The organism is Variovorax sp. GW821-FHT09A10 (genome assembly GCF_059418385.1).
The window spans coordinates 608500-625496 of the sequence record NZ_JBWKPT010000004.1; the positions used below are offsets into that span (position 1 = coordinate 608500).

The window sequence follows — 16997 nt, forward strand, 5'->3', positions numbered from 1 at the left end:
GGGGAAGCGTGCGGGGCTCGGCCGCACGGTTTCAAGAATGGTGCATTTGCATCATTTGATTTCCAAAAGCGAAAGCTATTGTTTGCAGCGCCCTCGGTTGCTGCCCAGGCCCTTTCCCTTTTCGAGAGACCCACGATGCCCCACCCCACCTCCAGAATTCCCCACGCCCTGTCCCTTGCCTCCCTGTTGATCCTCGGCGCCTGCGGCGGCGGTGGGGGTGGCGGCGGCGGCGGTGGTTTCGCGTTTCCCGTCGGCACGGGCAACGGCGGCACGCCGCCCGCCGCCGAATCGCCCGGCACGTTGAGCGGCACCGTGGCCACCGGCGCGGCCTTTGCCGGCGCCGCGCTCACCGTGTTCGACCAGACCGGCGCCAAGGTCTGCGAAGTGACCGTGCCGGCCGAAGGCACCTACAGCTGCGTGCTGCCCGCGGGCACCAAGGCGCCGCTGGTGATCCAGGCCGTGCGCGACGACCTCACGCTCTACAGCACCACCGCCAGCACCGCCACCGGCACCACCAACGTCACGCCGCTGACCACCGTGGTGGTGGCGCAGCTGTCGCCCAACGGCGACCCGTCCAAGCTGGCCGCCGCGGTGCAGGCCGACGCCGGCGCCGTCACCCCGGGCGCCATCAGCGACCAGGTGGCCAAGCTCGTGGCCGCGCTCAAGCCGCTGCTGGACGCGCTCAACACCCACATCGACCCGATGAGCGGCACCTTCCAGGCCAACGGCACGGGCCAGGACCGCGTGCTCGACACGCTGAACGTCTCGGTGCGCCCCGACGGCACGGCCGCCAACATCGAGATCACCGTCAAGGCGCAGCCCGCGAGCGAAGAGAGCGCGCCCGTGTCCATCGTCTTCCGCACCGGCGAGAGCAGCATCGCGCCGCTGCCCGCGGTCGATGCCGCGGCCCTCGTGCAGCCGCCCACGCCGGCGATGGTGAAAGACCTGCTGGACCGCCTCAACGCCTGCTACGCACTGCCGCTGAACGAACGCGTGGACAGCACCATCGGCTCCGACGGCAACGCTTTCGGCGAAGCCGTCAACGTCGTCGCGCCGGCCTGCCGCACGCTGTTCGTGGGCGACGACCCGGCCAGCTTCGTGACGGGCGGCCTGCACATCGGGCGCGCGTCGAGCGGTCCGCGCCGGCCCTTCGAAAGCCTGTTCCGCTTCGGCCCGACGAACCTGAAGCACGACCGCGGCAACTTCGAATACTTCCACCCGGGCGGCGACGTCGCGCTCACCTACCGCTGGACCGACAGCGTGGGCAACACCGACAACGACGTGTTCAACGCCAGGATCGTGAATGGCGCGCTCAAGCTCACTGGCAACAGCAACACCTACCGCGCCGCCGTGCGCCCGCACCAGGAGCTGAAGGACTACCTCAAGCACGCCAACCGCATGTACCACGCCACGGGCTACAACTTCGTGGTCGACAACGTGGTCGACGGCAGCGGCAACCCGGTCTTCTCGAAGGTGGTGGCCACCTCGCCCGCGCTGCCGGGCCGCGAGATCGTCCTGCTGCCCCGCGCCGGGATGAGCAGCCTGGTGCTCACCAACGACGGCACCGCCAGTGGTGACAAGCTGGGTTCGGCCGTCTGGCGCATGGTCGGTCGCTACGTCGATCCGGCGCAGACCGGCAACCCGGCCGATTTCGAAATCGGCAACCTCTTCGCATCGCCGCAGTTCGACGACACGCAGCTGCGTGCCATTCCCGACCAGACGGTGTGGAAGTTCGAGTTCTTCCTGGCGGCCGGCGGAACCAACCCCGTGCAGTACGCGCGCACCTTCGCGCGCGTGCCGACCGTCGCCGAGGCCGCGCAGCTGCCGACCGTGGAGATGACGCCGGCCCTGCGCGCCGAGCTGATGCCGGAAATCGACGGCGTTGCGCGCGGCATCGTGTTCGGCGCGCCGGTGCCCTCCGACCCCACCGCCAACAACATCGACTTCAGCGCCGAAGGCAACCAGGACGGCTGGTCGGTGCCCAGCGGCGCCTACGCCCCGACCACCTTCCTGGTGGCCGGCCGCGGTCCCAACAACAACCGCTTCACCGACTCGGTGACCGTGCGCACCTCGGCACGCAAGGCCGTCATCTCCTGCCAGCCCGTGAACTCGCCGAGCGACAACCACTGCACCAGCGTGGGCAGCAACGCCTGGCAGTACGCGCAGGGCTCGTCGGTCAGCAGCTTCATCTTCACGGCGCGCACCGCACGCCAGGTCGAGGTGCGCAAGAACTTCGAGGTGTGGACCGTCCCGACGCCCTGAGTCTTTCTCCTGCTGTCACCGCATGAAAAAAGCCGCCGACCCTTTCGGGTCGGTGGCTTTTTCATGCAGTTCCAGGAACACCGAGGAACCGGCTTTGCCGGGCCTCAGGTGTTGCCCCCGGTAGGGGGTTGGCGTAGCGACACGAAGTGCGCGCAGCCTGGGGGCGAGCAACAGTTCAGTCAGCGTACACGCCGGCGGCCTTGATGATCGGGCCCCACTTGGCGATTTCGGCGGCAACGAACTTCTTGTGTTCGGCCGGCTCGACGCGCTTGTCGGTGGTGATCACGGCGCCCAGGCCTTCTTCACGCTTGATGAACGCCGGGTCCTTCATGGCGGCCCGGATGGCTTCGTTGATCTTCTTCAGCACCGGTGCGGGCGTGCCCTTGGGGGCGTACACGCCGTGCCAGATCGACACTTCGAAGCCCTTCAGGCCCGACTCGTCGAGCGTGGGCAGGTCCTTCAGCGCGGGCGTCGTCAGGCGCTTGGCGGTGGTCACGGCGTAGGCCTTGACCTTCTTGGCTTCGATCTGCGACGTGGTGTTGGTGGTCTGGTCGCACAGCAGGTCGATCTGGCCGCCCAGCAGGTCGGCGATGGCCGGCGCGGTGCCCTTGTACGGCACGGGCGTCATTTCGACCTTGAGTGCGCTCTGGAACAGCAGGCCGCACAGGTGCGAGGCGGCGCCCAGGCCGGCGTTGCCCAGGTTGATCTTGCCCTTGTTGGCGTTGATCCAGGTCGCCAGTTCCTTGTAGTTGTTGGCGGGCAGGCCGGGCTTGCCGATGAGCGTCATGGGCACTTCATTGACCATGCCGAGGTATTCGAAGTCGTTCTCGACGCTGAACGGCAGCTTGCGGTACAGCGCCGGCATCGTCGACATGCCGATGTGGTTCAGCAGCAGCGTGTAGCCGTCGGGGTTGGCGCGCGCCACCTTGGCGGTGCCGATCGAGCTGCCGGCGCCGGCGGTGTTGTCCACGATGATCGTCGTGCCCAGCGTCTTCTGCAGCGATTCGGCCAGGTCGCGGGCCACGCGGTCGGTCGGGCCGCCGGCCGAGAAAGGCACCACCAGCGTCACGGGCTTGCCTGCGGGGAAGTCCTGGGCGTGTGCGCCGAAGGCGGCCGCGGCAATCGCCGCGAGGGCGAACAGTTTCTTCATGATGTCTCCGACGGAGTTTTTAAATGGAAAGGGTCGCGATCTTATCGGCTGACCGGGGGCTGACCCATACCGAATAGCCCTTAGGAATGTCACCGTTTTCGCCCCATGCTGGGGCATGATCACGCCCGTCCCGCGCACCCGTGCCGGGGTGACCACAACCACAAACAGGCCCGCCCGACGGGCGGCATCGAGGAGAAGAAACCAATGGATCCCTGGGTCTATCCGCGCGAGCGCTGGCTCGGCAAACTCACGCTCGTGCTGGGCCTGCTGGCCTGGGCGCTGATCATCGTGGGCACGCTGGGCATCGCGCTCGTCTACGTGCTGCTGGGCTTCATCGGCTACGTGTTCGCGCAGTCGGCGGTCATCGCCTGGATCAAGGGCACGGGCGTGAAGCTGTCGCCCCAGCAGCTGCCCGAGCTGCACGCGCGCTTCGTCGACTGCTGCACCCGCCTGGGCATCGCGCAGCCGCCCGAGGCCTACCTGCTGCACGGCGACGGCATGTTCAACGCCTTCGCCACGCGCTTCTTCGGGCGCAACTTCGTGGTGCTGCTGTCCGACGTGGTCGACGCCATGGAGGCGCAGCCCGACGGCATCCACTTCTACATGGGCCACGAGCTGGGCCACATCCGCCGCGGCCACCTCACGGGCCACATCTGGCGCGCGCCGGTGCTCTGGCTGCCGCTGCTGGGCGCGGCCTATGCGCGCGCCAAGGAATACACCTGCGACCTGCACGGCGCCGCCTGCTGCCGCGAGGTCGACTCCGCGCCGCGCGCGCTGGTGGCGCTGGCTGCCGGCGCGCAGCAGTGGCGCAACGTGAACCTGCAGCGCTACGCCGCCCAGTCGAGCGGCAACCGCGGCTTCTGGGGCTCGTTCCACGAACTCATCGGCGGCTACCCCTGGCTCACCAAGCGCGTCGCGCGCGCCATCGACCCGGGCGCCAAGCTGCCCGAGCGCAACCCGGTGGCCTACCTGCTCGCGCTCTTCGTGCCGTATGCCGGCCGGGCCGGCGGCGGCGCGGCGGGTGCGTTGATCGTGGTGGCTGTCATCGGCGTGCTGGCGGCCGTGGCCATCCCCGCCTACCAGGAGTACCAGACCCGCGCCGTCGTCGCGCAGGCCTGGGCCCAGGGCGCACCGGTGCGCAACGCGCTCACGCGCCACTATGAAGAAAAGGCCGAGATCCCCGACACCCTGGCCGCCGTCGGCCAGCCGGGCAACCTGCCCAACGGCGCGACCCTCACGCTCGACCCGGACAGCATGGTGGTGGAGGTGGCCACGCCCCAGGGCACGCTGCGCATGGAGCCGTCGTCGACGGACCGGGGCATCGCGTGGCATTGCAGCGCGGGTGAGGGGTTGAAGGAGAAGGCGTTGCCGGCGAGCTGTAAGAAGTAGCGAGAGGGAGCGAGGCGGGGGGCGATGGGTTCCGCCTTGCAATTTGAAAAATAACGGGGAGCATTTGGTGAGCAACCGCAAACAGTCGCGGCAACCGGCCGCATCAGGAGAGGCGGACGCAAGTCAGGCACCAACGCCACAGACGCAGAAAGCCGCAGAAAGTACTGGAGGAGGGACCGTCTTCAGCGTTGCGAGCCTTCTGGCGACAGTCTCATTTCTGGGGGTCTTGCTCGCGCTGCTCGGCTACGGGGTTGCGCTTGCTGCAGAAGGGAGGTTCGGAATGCCTCGGGCGCAGTTGATCGACTCGACGATGGACATGCTCGATTTGTCGACATGGGCTGTGCTTCGACTTGTTTCAACAGGGTTCGCCGCCTTCGCCAGTCTGACCCTCTACTACAAGCTGTTGATCGCGATGATCCCTTCGGCGATCCTTCTCGTTCTGGGTTGGCTTTGTGCTGCAGGGCTTCTCTCCTGGCGTAGCAAACGCAGACAAAAAGCCGCGTCGGCTCCACCTTCCGTTTCAAAGCCCAATGACAAGGCTTTCAGTTTTTGGGTGGCATTGGGGCGAACCTGGTGGATACCAGCGAGCATCATCGTTACCCCAATCCTGACGTTGCTCGGGTTGGCTGCCCTCATCGGAGCTGTGACAGTCTTGGCGATCGTCCCTGTTCTAGGGATGTCTGCTGGCGAAGCACACATCGACGAGTACGTCGTCGGGCCGGAGCGTTGTGTCTCTGTCAAAAATCAAGCCGAGCGCAAAGCTGCACTGCTTCAATCCGATGACACGTCAAAGAAGGAACAGACGGCGGGCGCGCAGTGTGTCTCCATCAAGTTCACGGAAGGCGATACCGAAATACGCGGGCGAGTCGTTTTCGCGTTGAGCAAGGCCGTGATCCTGTATGACCCAAAGACAGGGTCCGTGAAGCGCGTGCCAACGGAGAGCGCCATCGTGGAGGTGATCTCTTCGCTTTGAGAAAAGCCAAGGATCCAAAGGGCCGTGTGCAAGAGGGCCATGTGAACGCCCCTTGCAACCCGCCCGCGCGACGCCCCTACTTGTAGCTGCGCGCGTCCTCGATCACCTTGCCGTCGTTCGGCAGGCTGCCCGGCGCCACCAGCTCGATGGTGCCGCGCAGCTTGGTCACTTCGCGCACCGCGTCGGCAATGCGTGCATCGAGCCCGGCCGGAGCGCTGGCGCATTCCAGCTTGAAGGTCATCTGGTCGTCGCCCATCTCGCCCGACACCACGAGCCGCGCGCGCACGATCTCGGGAAAGCGCCGCACGACCTCGGCGACCTGCGAGGGGTGCACGAACATGCCGCGCACCTTGGTGGTCTGGTCGGCGCGGCCGAGCCAGCCCTTGATGCGCTTGTTGGTGCGGCCCGTGGGGCAGGTGCCCGCGAGCACGGCCGAGAGGTCGCCGGTGCCGAAGCGCACCAGCGGGTAGTCGGGGTTGAAGGTGGTGACGACGATCTCGCCCACCTCGCCGTCGGGCACCGGGTCGCCGGTGCCGGGGCGCACGATCTCGACCAGCACGCCCTCGTCGATCACCAGGCCCTGGCGCGCGCTGGTTTCGTAAGCGATGAGGCCCAGGTCGGCGGTCGCGTAGCACTGGATGCCCTGCACGCCGTGCGCGGCAATCCAGTCGTGCAGGCTGGGCGGAAAGGCCTCGCCGGACACGAGCGCCTTGGTGAACCACGGCAGCTTCTGGCCTTTTTCTTCGGCCTTCTCCAGCAGGATCTTCAGGAAGCTCGGCGTGCCCGCGTAGCCGTCGGGCTTGAGGTCGACGATGGCTTCGAGCTGCTGCTCGGTCTGACCCGTGCCGCCCGCGAAGATGGTGCAGCCCATGGCGTGCGCGCCGCTTTCCATGATCGAGCCGGCCGGCGTCATGTGGTAGCTGAAGCTGTTGTGGATCAGCTCGCCGCTGCGAAAGCCCGCCGCATGCAGCGCCCGTGCAGTGCGCCAGTAGTCGCGCGCCTCGCCCTCGGGCTCGTAGATGGTGCCGGGGCTCGCGAAGATGCGCGGCATGCGCGGCCCGCGCACGATCGACGCAAAGCCGCCGAAGGGGTCGTCGGCGCGGCGTGCCTTCTGCAGCTCGAGCAGTTCCGACTTGCGGGTGACGGGCAGCTTCGCGAGGGCTTCGCGCGAGGTGACGTCGCCGGGCTTCACGCCGTCGAGGATCTTCGTGAAGGCGGACGTTGCAGTCTGTGCCTGCGCGATCTGCCGGGGCAGCGCGGCCAGCAGGTCACGTTCGCGTTCGGCGGGGTCGCGGATTTCCAGTTGGTCGTAGTGGTCGTTCATGTCCGTACCCTTCGTCTATCGATTCGGTCGCTCTGGGGTGGGTACTTCAGGCCAGCCAACGCTTGCGGCGTTTGTAGCTTTTGACATCGCGGAAGCTCTTGCGGTCCGCGCCGCCCACGCCGAGGTAGAACTCCTTCACGTCCTCGTTCTCGCGCAGGCTCTTGGCCTCGCCGTCCATCACGATGCGGCCGTTCTCCAGGATGTAGCCGTAGTCGGCGTAGCGCAGCGCCATGTTGGTGTTCTGCTCGGCCAGCAGGAAGGTCACTTTTTCCTTGGTGTTCAGGTCTTTCACGATCTCGAACACCTCTTCCACGATCTGCGGCGCCAGGCCCATCGAGGGCTCGTCCAGCAGCACCATGGTCGGGTTGGCCATCAGCGCGCGGCCGATGGCGCACATCTGCTGCTCGCCGCCCGAGGTGTAGGCCGCCTGCGAGGTGCGGCGCGTCTTCAGGCGCGGGAAATACGCGTAGACCTTCTCCAGCGTCTCCTGCACCGAGGCCTTGCCGTCGGTGCGCGTGTAGGCGCCGGTCATCAGGTTCTCTTCGATCGTCAGGTGGGCGAAGCAGTGGCGGCCTTCCATCACCTGGATCAGCCCGCGCTTGACAAGCTCGGCCGGCGACAGCGCCTCGATGCGCTCGCCGCGCAGCTCGATGGTGCCCTTGGTCACGGCGCCGCGTTCGCCCGCGAGCAGGTTGCTCACGGCGCGCAGCGTGGTCGTCTTGCCGGCGCCGTTGCCGCCGAGCAGAGCGACGATGCCGCTTTCGGGCACGGTCAGTGACACGCCCTTGAGCACGAGGATCACGTGGTTGTAGATGACCTCGATGCCGTTAACGTTGAGAAGGATCTTGGGTTCGCTCATGGTGTGGTCCGAAGCATTCGCAAGAACGGCACATCGCCGTCCTTGCGAATGGCGGCTCTTGCGAGCCGCCACGGCACTCAGTGCATCAGGATTGGCAGTCGGCCGCTTCGCGGCGGGTGAGCTTCTTCTCGCTCGCGTACTTGTCGGCAGCGGCCTTCACCATCGGCTTGATGATCTGGCTGTCGGCCTCGTACCAGTCGGACATGCCGCCCCACTTGGCGCCGTCCCAGGTATGGACGCGCGCCCAGGTCGAGCCCATGTGGTCCTGGCACGAGGTGCTCACCGGACGCATCACGCCCGAGAAGCCCAATGCGTCCAGCTTCTTCTGGTCGAGCGCGAGGTTCTCCATGCCCCAGCGCACCTGCTCGCCGGTCATGACCTTGCCCTTGCCGAAGCGCTCCTGCGCGCGCTTGACGGCCTCGATGGTCAGCATCTGGATGATCACGCCGCGCGTGTAGAGCACCGAGCCCACTTCGTCCTTCGGACCCGTGCCCTGGCCCTTGTCGTGCACCTGCTTGAGGATGTCCTGGATCACCTTCGGCTGCGTGCCCGAGGTGTTCAGCGCCAGCGCGTTGTAGCCCTTGGCGTTGGCACCCACGTCCTTCACGTCGGGTTCGGCGCCGGCCCACCACACGCCGTACATCTTCTCGCGCGGGTAGCCCGTGGCCACGGCTTCCTTCAGGGCGGTGGAGTTCATCACGCCCCAGCCCCACAGCAGCACGAAGTCAGGACGCGACTGGCGCACCTGCAGCCAGGCCGACTTCTGTTCCACACCGGGTGCGGTCACGGGGATCAGCGACAGCTCGAAGCCGTTCTGCTTGGCGCGCTCCTGCAGCAGCGGGATCGGCTCCTTGCCGAACGGCGAGTCGTGGTACACGAGGGCGATCTTCTTGCCCTTGAGCTTGTCCATGCCGCCTTCTTTTTTGCCGATGTGCTGGATCAGGATGTCGGCCGCGGTCCAGTAGGAGCCCATGAGCGGGAAGTTCCACTTGAACACGCCGCCGTCCTGCGAGGCCGACAGGCCGTAGCCCAGCGTGATGAGCGGGATCTTGTCGGTGGGCACCTTGTCGGTCAGCGCGAAGGTGATGCCAGTGGCTTGCGGATCGAACAGCGCAACGCCCGGGCGGCCCTTCAGGCGCTCATAGCACTCCACGCCCTTGTCGGTGGCGTAGCCGGTTTCGCATTCTTCGTACGAGATCTTCACGCCGTTCATGCCGCCGGTGGCGTTGACGAGCTTGATGTAGTCCTGCTTGCCGTTGGCCCACGGCGTGCCGTTGGGTGCGTAGGGGCCGGTGCGGTACACCAGCAGCGGGAAGAACTGTTCCTTGGCCTGGGCCTGCGCGAGCGAAGGCGCCAGGGCGGTGCCGAGGGTGCTGGCCACCAGGGCGGCGGTCAGAGCGAGCGATTTCAGTGTCATGCCTGTCTCCTTTTGTGGGCACCTCGGTGCCGGGTTTTTACGAACGAACAACAACGAACAAGAACCTGTCAGTGCGGGAAGGGCCACAGCCGCAGCTTTTCCTTGGCCGTGGACCACAGCCGTGCCAGGCCGTGGGGCTCCACGATCAGGAAGAACACGATCAGCGCGCCGAAGATCATGGTCTCCAGGTGCGAGGCCAATGCGGTCGAGATCGAGAAGCCCAGCCACCCCGGCAGCTGGTTCAGGAAGAGCGGCAGCAGCACGATGAAGGCGGCGCCGAAGAAGCTGCCCATGATCGAGCCGAGCCCGCCGATGATCACCATGAACAGCAGCTGGAACGAGCGGTCGATGCTGAACGCCGCCGGCTCCCACGCACCGAGGTGGATGAAGCCCCACAGCGCGCCGGCCACGCCGACGATGAAGCTGCTCACCGCAAAGGCCGTGAGCTTGGCGTACACCGGGCGGATGCCGATCACCGCGGCGGCCACGTCCATGTCGCGCATCGCCATCCACTCGCGGCCGATGGCGCTGCGCACCAGGTTCTTGGCGAGCAGGGCGAACACCACCACGAAGATCAGGCAGAACAAATACTTCTGCACCGGCGACTCGATCGGCACGCCGAACACGTTCAGGCCTGCCACGCTCACCGAACCCGAGGACGAGTTGTTGGTGAACCACTGGATGCGCAGGAACGCCCAGTCGGTGAAGAACTGCGCGGCCAGCGTGGCCACCGCCAGGTACAGGCCCTTGATGCGCAGGCTCGGAATGCCGAACAGCACGCCGATCACCGTCGCGCACAGACCGCCCAGCAGCAGCGAGGCAATGAGCGGCATGCCGTCGATGCGCACCTGGAAGTTGTAGGCCGCGTACGCGCCCACCGCCATGAAGGCGCCCGTGCCCAGCGAGATCTGGCCGCAGTAGCCGACCAGGATGTTCAGGCCCAGCGCCGCCAGCGACAGGATCAGGAAGGGCGTGAGGATGGCGCGCATCCAGTAGTCGGACACGCCCATCGGCACCACGACGAACGCCACGAGCAGCAGCACCAGGATCGCCAGGCGGTCCTGCGCGATCGGGAAGATCTGTTGGTCGGCGCGGTAGCTCGACTTGAACTGGCCGTTTTCTCTGTAGAACATGTCAGTCAGACCCGATCGATGATTTTTTCGCCGAACAGGCCTTGCGGGCGAACCAGCAAGAAGACCAGTGCCAGCACGTAGGCAAACCAGATCTCGATGCCGCCACCGAGCATGGGGCCGAGATAGATTTCAGACAGCTTCTCGCCGACACCGATCAACAGGCCGCCGATGATGGCGCCGGGGATCGAGGTCAGCCCGCCGAGGATCACCACCGGCAGCGCCTTCAGCGCCACCAGCGAGAGCGAGAACTGCACGCCGAGCTTGGAGCCCCAGATGATCCCGGCCACCAGCGCCGAGAAACCGGCCACCGACCACACGATCACCCAGATGCGCGACAGCGGAATGCCGATCGATTGCGCGGCCTGGTGGTCGTCGGCCACCGCGCGCAGTGCGCGGCCCGTGGCGGTCTTCTGGAAGAAGATGGCCAGCACCACCACCAGCGCGGCCGACACCGCCGCGGCCACCAGGTCTTCCTGGCTCAGCAGCAGGCCGCCCTCGAAGGTGCCCTGCAGCACCATCAGCGGCTCCTTGGGCATGCCGACATCGATCTTGTAGATGTCGTTGCCGAAGATCGTCTGGCCCACGCCGTCCAGGAAGTACGCGATGCCCAGCGTGGCCATCAGCAGCGTGATGCCTTCCTGGTTCACCAGCTTGCTCAGGGCGAGCCGCTCGATGAGCCAGGCCACGACGATCATCACCGCCATCGCGGCGATGAAGGCCAGGATGTTCGCGAGGATCTGGCTCTGGAAGCCGAACCACTGCGGGAACCACTCGGCGAAGCGCGCCATGGCCAGCGCCGCGAACAGCACCATCGCGCCCTGCGCGAAGTTGAAGACGCCCGAGGCCTTGTAGATCAGCACGAAGCCGATTGCGATCAGCGAATACAGCATGCCGACCATGAGGCCGCCGAAAAGGGTTTCGAGGAAAAATCCCATGGTCAATGCTCCACGCCGAGGTATGCCCGGATCACGTCTTCGTTGTTCCGAACTTCATCCGGCGTGCCGTCGCCGATCTTCTTGCCGTAGTCCAGCACCACCACGCGGTCGGAGATGTCCATCACCACGCCCATGTCGTGCTCGATGAGCACGATGGTCGCGCCGAACTCGTCGTTCACGTCGAGGATGAAGCGGCTCATGTCCTGCTTTTCTTCCACGTTCATGCCGGCCATGGGCTCGTCGAGCAGCAGCACCTGCGGCTCCATCGCAAGCGCGCGGCCGAGGTCGACGCGCTTTTGCAGACCGTAGGGCAGGCGGCCCACCGGCGTCTTGCGGTGCGCCTGGATCTCGAGAAAGTCGATGATGTGCTCGACGAACTCGCGGTGCTGCAGCTCTTCGCGTTCGGCCGGGCCCCAGCGCAGTGCCTGGGCGAGCAGGCCGCTCTTCATCTTGAGGTTGCGGCCCGTCATGATGTTGTCGAGCACGCTCATGCCCTTGAACAGCGCGAGGTTCTGGAAGGTGCGCGCCACGCCCATCTCGGCCACCTGGCGCGAGTTCATGTGCTTGAAGGTCTGGCCGCGGAAGGTGATGGAGCCCTGCTGCGGCCAGTACACGCCGTTGATGCAGTTCAGCATCGAGCTCTTGCCCGCGCCGTTGGGGCCGATGATGGCCCGCACCTCGTGCTCGCGCACGTTGAAGCTGATGTCGGTCAGCGCCTTCACGCCGCCGAAGCTCAGGCTGATGTTCTGGACGTCGAGGATGACGTCGCCAATCTTTCGGTTGCTCATGCAGCGGCCTTCACGATGGGGAAGGTCTTGGCGTCGTTGATCTTCAGCGTGGCGCTGACAACCCCCGTGCGTCCGTCCTCGAACTTGACCTGGGTCTCGATGTACTGCGCGGTCTTGCCGCCGTAGAGCGCATCGACCAGCACGGCGTATTTCTCGGCGATGAAGCCGCGGCGCACCTTGCGCGTGCGGGTCAGCTCGTCGTCGTCGGGGTCGAGTTCCTTGTGCAGCACGAGGAAGCGCGCGATCTGCGTCTCGCCCATGCCGTCCTCGGCCGCGAGGTCGGCGTTGACCTTGGCGATGCACTCGGCCACCAGCGTCAGCACCTCGGGCTTGCCGGCCAGGTCCACATAGCCGCCATAAGCCAGGCCGCGGCGCTCGGCCCAGTTGCCGACGGCCTCGAAGTCGATGTTGATGAAGGCGCAGACCTCGTCGCGCGCATTGCCGAAGCACACGGCTTCCTTGATCTGCGGGAAGAACTTGAGCTTGTTCTCGATGTAGTTGGGCGCAAAGATCGCGCCGCCCACGAGCCGGCCCACATCCTTCGCGCGGTCGATGATGCGCAGGTGCCCTTCGCTGTCGAGCACGCCCGCGTCGCCGGTGTGGAAGTAGCCGTTGGCATCGAGCACCTCGGCCGTGGCGTCGGGGCGCTTGTAGTACTCCTTGAGCACCGACACGCCGCGCACCAGCACCTCGCCGTCTTCCGCGATCTTCAGCTCGATCCCCGGCGCGGCGGTGCCGACCGTCTGCAGCTTGACCTTGCCGTCCTGCTGCAGGCACACATACGCGCAGGTCTCGGTCTGGCCATAGAACTGCTTGAGGTTGACGCCGATGGAGCGGTAGAAGCGGAACAGGTCGGGCCCGATGGCCGCGCCGGCCGTGTAGGCCACGCGGATGCGGCTCATGCCCAGCACGTTGCGCAGCGGGCCGTAGATCAGCAGGTTGCCCAGGCTGTACATGACCCGGTCGCCCGTGCTCACGGGTGCGCCGTTCAGGATGTCGGCGCCCACGCGCTGCGCCAGCGCCATGAACTTCGCATACAGCCAGCGCTTGGGCGCGGCCGCGTCTTCCATGCGGATCGACACGGCCGTGAGCAGGCCTTCGAAGGTGCGCGGCGGGCCGAAGTAGTAGCTCGGGCCGATCTCGCGCATGTCGTTCATCACCGTCTCGGCCGACTCGGGGCAGTTGAGCGTGAAGCCGCCCACCAGCCACTGTGCCACCGAGAACAGGTGGTCGCCCACCCACGCCATCGGCAGGTAGCTCATGATGTTGTCGCCGGGGCCGAGCTTGTCGGTCTCGACGCCGCCGCGCCCCGCCGCGATGAAGCTGGCGTGCGTCTGGCACACGCCCTTGGGGCGGCCGGTGGTGCCCGAGGTGTAGAGGATCACACCGACATCGGTGGCCTCGCCGCTGGCCACGGCGCGGTCGTAGTAGCCGGCGTTGGCCTTGTCGAAGGCCCGGCCCAGCTCGCGCAGCTGCTCGTAGCTCATGAGCCCCGGCTGGTCGTAGTGGCGCAGGCCCTTGGGGTCGTCGTAGATGATGTGGCGGATGCCCTGCTGCTGGCCCTCCTGGCCTTGCTGCAGCTCGCGGCATTCGAGCAGCTTGTCGACCTGCTCCTGGTCTTCGACGATCACGAACTCGATGCCCGCGTCGTTCAGCATGAAGACCATCTCGCTGGCGACCGCGTCCTGGTACAGCGGCACGGGCACGCCGCGCAGGCTTTGCGCGGCGAGCACGGCCATGTACAGGTGCGGCCGGTTGGCACCGACGATCGCGAGGTTGTCGAAGGCCTTGAAGCCAAGGCTTGCCAGACCGCAGGCCATCTCGCGCACTTCCTGCGCCACGGCGTTCCAGGTCCAGGTTTGCCAGATGCCAAGGTCTTTTTCGCGCACGGCAGGAGCCTCGGGACGGGCCTCGGCATGCGCGAGCAGCAGACGGGGGAAGGTGGGGGCGGTGGTTTGCACAGTGGCCGGATCGTAGGTCTCACTTTGACGCCCGGTTGTCGTTCCAACGACAATCCTAGGGACACTACTCCCCGGAGTTTCCCGATGCCTCCTGGCAACCTCAACCCACAGAACGTGCTCGGCGGTTCCATCAAGGACCGCGTGCGCCCCGCCAATGCCGCTGAACTCGACGGCATTCCGTGGTTGCCCACGCTCACGCCCGCCGAGCGCCGCCGCGCCGAGGCCACGCTCGTGGTGGGCGAGGCCGAGCCCGGCGACCTAGTGTGCCGCGTCGGGCGTTCGCCCACCTACTGGTTCGGCGTGGTCGAGGGCTTGCTGAAGATGAGCAACGACAACGCCGACGGCGGCTCGGTCACCTACACCGGCGTGCCGCCCGGCGGCTGGTTCGGCGAGGGCACGGTGATGAAGCGCGAGCCCTACCGCTACAACATCCAGGCGCTGCGCCGCAGCCTCGTGGCGGGGCTGCCGATCGAGAGCTTCCACTGGCTGCTGGACCACTCCATCGGCTTCAACCGCTTCGTGATGAACCAGCTCAACGAGCGGCTGGGCCAGTTCATCGCGGCGCTGGAGATCGACCGCCTGAACAACCCCGACGCGCGCGTGGCGCGCAACCTGGTGTCGCTGTTCAACCCGGTGCTGTACCCCGGCGTGGGCGAGGTCTTGCGCATCACGCAACAGGAACTGGCGTACCTTGTCGGCCTGTCGCGCCAGCGCGTGAACGAGGCGCTCAATGCGCTGTCGGCGCAGGGGCTGATCCGCGTGGAGTACGGTGGCCTGCGCGTGCTCGACCTGCCGGGCCTGCGCGCCACCGCGATGTCCAGCCGCAAGAACAACAGCACCTCGAACTGAAAGAAGATAAAAACATGGCCCTCTCCGACCACCTGCAGATCGTGCCCGCCGACACCCAGGCGAGCTTTCTGCCGCCGCAGCAGCAACAGGCCACGCAGGCCCGCAACGAGGAAGACGACGGCCCGACGCTCGAAGAGGCCATCGACCGCAACGAGGCCCTGAGCGAGCAGATCGACGCGCTCAACGAGATCCTGGCGCGACCGCTGAAAGACATCCTCGCCGACCGAGAAAAGTCGGAAGAAGCCGCGCTGGCCTGGGACCGCTTCGGTGCGATGTGGATGCTGTCGCAGCGCGCCATGCGCCGCGTCGCGCTCGACCTGGCGGCGCAGCTCGGCGTGAGCGAGGAAGAGGTCGTGGCCCGCGCCATGGCGAACGCCAATGCGGTGCTCAACGGCGCGGACGAAGTCGACCTCGGAGGTTCCGTCGCACCCGCGCAGCTGCAGCACATCGCCCGCCACCGCAACTTCCTGCGCGCCCAGTTCCGTACCGGCTGACGCGCGCGGCCTTTCGATATCCCTTAGCCTTGCGGCCTTCTCCTGCCTCCACACCACCATGACCACCTCCGCCTCTTCCCACCTCACCGTCATCACCGGCGCCTCGCGCGGCCTGGGCCGTGCCATGGCCGAACAGCTGCTGCAGGCCGGCCACACGGTGCTCGGCATCGCGCGCAAGTCCTCGCCCGAACTGGCCGACGCCCCCAAGGCCGGCGGCGCCGCACTGACGCAATGGGAGCAGGACCTGTCCGACCCGGTGGCCGCCGCGGCGCGCCTGTCGGACTGGCTGCGCACGCTGGACGGCCAGCGCTTCGACAGCGTCACGCTCATCAACAACGCCGGCACCGTCGGCAACCCCGCGCCGCTGTCGCGCGCCGTGCCGGCCGAACTGGCCCAGGCGCTGCGCATCGGGCTCGAAGCGCCGATGCTGCTCACGGCCGCTTTCCTGGGCGGCACGCGCGAATGGCGCGGCGCGCGCAAGGTGCTGAACATCTCGTCGGGCCTGGGCCGCAACGCCCTGGGCAGCCAGGCGCCGTACTGCGCGGCCAAGGCCGGCATGGACCATTTCTCGCGCGCCGTGGCGCTCGAGGAGGTGCATGCGCCGAACGGCGCACGCATCGTGTCGCTGGCGCCCGGCATCATCGACACCGACATGCAGGTGCAGCTGCGCGGCGCGTCGGCCGAACAGTTCCCGGACCGCACGCGCTTCGTGAGCATGAAGGAAGAAGGTCGGCTCGACAGCCCTCAGAGCGCCGCGGCCAAGGTGCTCGCCTACCTGGCGCGCGCGGACTTCGGCAGCAACCCCGTGGCCGACGTGCGCGACCCGGCCTGAACGCGACGACCACATCATGGCCACCGCAAAGTCCATCGACACCGTCGAATACAAGCTCTTCCCGTCACCGAGGAACGTGCACCGCATCGTCTTCGAGCACCAGGTGTTCGTGCCCTACCCGTACGCGCTGATCGTGATGGACGAGTTCTATTTCAAGGGCCGCTACAGCCTGTTCTCGGCCTGCCGCATGAGCGACGGGAAGATGGGGCAGGTGGCGACGTTCGAGGATGCGGCGGACGTGGAGATCTTCAATACGAAGTTCGTGCCGGATTGAGCCTTGCTTGGGCTTCCTTCGGATGCCTGCGGCCTCTTACGCATCTAGATCGATGACTCTTCGTCGTCCTCCGTGAGTAGGAGGTCGATCTGCGCTTTCAACCTCTTCTTATCTGCTTCAAAGAAGACCTGCGGGATCACGAGCCATGCTCGCCGTCCCCCACTCAGGCGTACGGGGATTCGGTCACTCGCGCCCTCGTCCTCGATCACGTGACGGGGGCGCATAGGGTCTGTCTGTGGCGAGCGGACCGGGTCAGGTTCGGGCTCTTCTGAGAAGCTGACTGTTGATTGCCGCCGAAAATTGACCCAGCTAACGCAGTAATTTCCGTCTAAGACTGACCCACGTAAAACCCTACCC

At 66.5% G+C, this 16997-nt stretch carries 15 protein-coding genes; 7 read left to right on the forward strand and 8 right to left on the reverse strand.

Features of this window, described 5'->3' with window-relative positions; translation table 11 throughout:
- The first annotated feature begins 135 nt into the window (after positions 1-135).
- Positions 136-2262 (forward strand): carboxypeptidase regulatory-like domain-containing protein, encoded by a 2127-nt coding sequence (locus AC07Q9_RS19555; protein WP_495311394.1) that lies wholly within the window; start codon positions 136-138, stop codon positions 2260-2262.
- Positions 2263-2437: 175 nt separating this feature from the next.
- On the opposite strand, the gene AC07Q9_RS19560 is transcribed toward AC07Q9_RS19555, so the two are convergent.
- Positions 2438-3412 carry a tripartite tricarboxylate transporter substrate-binding protein gene (locus tag AC07Q9_RS19560; protein WP_489061214.1) on the reverse strand — a complete coding sequence of 325 codons (975 nt, stop codon included), beginning with the start codon at positions 3410-3412 and terminating at the stop codon, positions 2438-2440.
- Positions 3413-3616: 204 nt separating this feature from the next.
- Between AC07Q9_RS19560 and AC07Q9_RS19565 the strand changes: the two genes are divergently transcribed.
- A complete protein-coding gene (locus AC07Q9_RS19565) occupies positions 3617-4801 on the forward strand; it encodes a M48 family metalloprotease (protein WP_495311396.1) in 1185 nt (394 codons plus the stop codon).
- Positions 4802-4868: 67 nt separating this feature from the next.
- Entirely contained in the window at positions 4869-5774 is a 906-nt protein-coding gene (locus tag AC07Q9_RS19570; protein WP_495311398.1) for a hypothetical protein, read from the forward strand.
- Between the two features lie 76 nt (positions 5775-5850).
- Here the strand turns inward: AC07Q9_RS19570 and AC07Q9_RS19575 are convergent, their stop codons facing one another.
- The 7 genes from AC07Q9_RS19575 to AC07Q9_RS19605 all read right to left on the reverse strand — a co-directional run bounded on the left by AC07Q9_RS19575 (position 5851) and on the right by AC07Q9_RS19605 (position 14191).
- Positions 5851-7098 (reverse strand): phenylacetate--CoA ligase family protein, encoded by a 1248-nt coding sequence (locus tag AC07Q9_RS19575; protein WP_495311400.1) that lies wholly within the window; start codon positions 7096-7098, stop codon positions 5851-5853.
- A 46-nt stretch (positions 7099-7144) separates the two neighbouring features.
- Positions 7145-7957 carry an ABC transporter ATP-binding protein gene (locus AC07Q9_RS19580; RefSeq protein ID WP_062473897.1) on the reverse strand — a complete coding sequence of 271 codons (813 nt, stop codon included), beginning with the start codon at positions 7955-7957 and terminating at the stop codon, positions 7145-7147.
- A gap of 85 nt (positions 7958-8042) precedes the next feature.
- Positions 8043-9374: an ABC transporter substrate-binding protein gene (locus AC07Q9_RS19585; RefSeq protein ID WP_495311402.1), complete on the reverse strand. Its 1332-nt coding sequence runs from the start codon at positions 9372-9374 to the stop codon at positions 8043-8045.
- A gap of 68 nt (positions 9375-9442) precedes the next feature.
- On the reverse strand, positions 9443-10507 hold the full coding sequence (locus tag AC07Q9_RS19590) for a branched-chain amino acid ABC transporter permease (RefSeq protein ID WP_062473892.1): 1065 nt from the start codon (positions 10505-10507) through the stop codon (positions 9443-9445).
- A 5-nt stretch (positions 10508-10512) separates the two neighbouring features.
- A complete protein-coding gene (locus AC07Q9_RS19595; protein ID WP_492683398.1) occupies positions 10513-11442 on the reverse strand; it encodes a branched-chain amino acid ABC transporter permease in 930 nt (309 codons plus the stop codon).
- 2 nt (positions 11443-11444) lie between these two features.
- Positions 11445-12230, reverse strand: a complete 786-nt coding sequence (locus AC07Q9_RS19600) for an ABC transporter ATP-binding protein (RefSeq protein ID WP_056576865.1) — start codon at positions 12228-12230, stop codon at positions 11445-11447.
- Positions 12227-14191, reverse strand: coding sequence for an AMP-dependent synthetase/ligase (locus tag AC07Q9_RS19605; RefSeq protein WP_495311405.1), 1965 nt, complete (start codon positions 14189-14191; stop codon positions 12227-12229). The genes AC07Q9_RS19600 and AC07Q9_RS19605 overlap by 4 nt, the downstream gene beginning before the upstream one ends.
- An 84-nt stretch (positions 14192-14275) precedes the next feature.
- Between AC07Q9_RS19605 and AC07Q9_RS19610 the strand changes: the two genes are divergently transcribed.
- The 4 genes from AC07Q9_RS19610 to AC07Q9_RS19625 are packed head-to-tail and all read left to right on the forward strand — an operon-like array spanning position 14276 to position 16640.
- On the forward strand, positions 14276-15040 hold the full coding sequence (locus AC07Q9_RS19610) for a Crp/Fnr family transcriptional regulator (RefSeq protein WP_062473884.1): 765 nt from the start codon (positions 14276-14278) through the stop codon (positions 15038-15040).
- Between the two features lie 14 nt (positions 15041-15054).
- Positions 15055-15534, forward strand: a complete 480-nt coding sequence (locus tag AC07Q9_RS19615; protein WP_495311407.1) for a hypothetical protein — start codon at positions 15055-15057, stop codon at positions 15532-15534.
- Positions 15535-15592: 58 nt separating this feature from the next.
- Positions 15593-16366, forward strand: coding sequence for an SDR family NAD(P)-dependent oxidoreductase (locus AC07Q9_RS19620; RefSeq protein ID WP_495311409.1), 774 nt, complete (start codon positions 15593-15595; stop codon positions 16364-16366).
- Positions 16367-16382: 16 nt separating this feature from the next.
- Positions 16383-16640: a hypothetical protein gene (locus tag AC07Q9_RS19625; protein ID WP_153281681.1), complete on the forward strand. Its 258-nt coding sequence runs from the start codon at positions 16383-16385 to the stop codon at positions 16638-16640.
- Positions 16641-16997 lie beyond the last annotated feature (357 nt).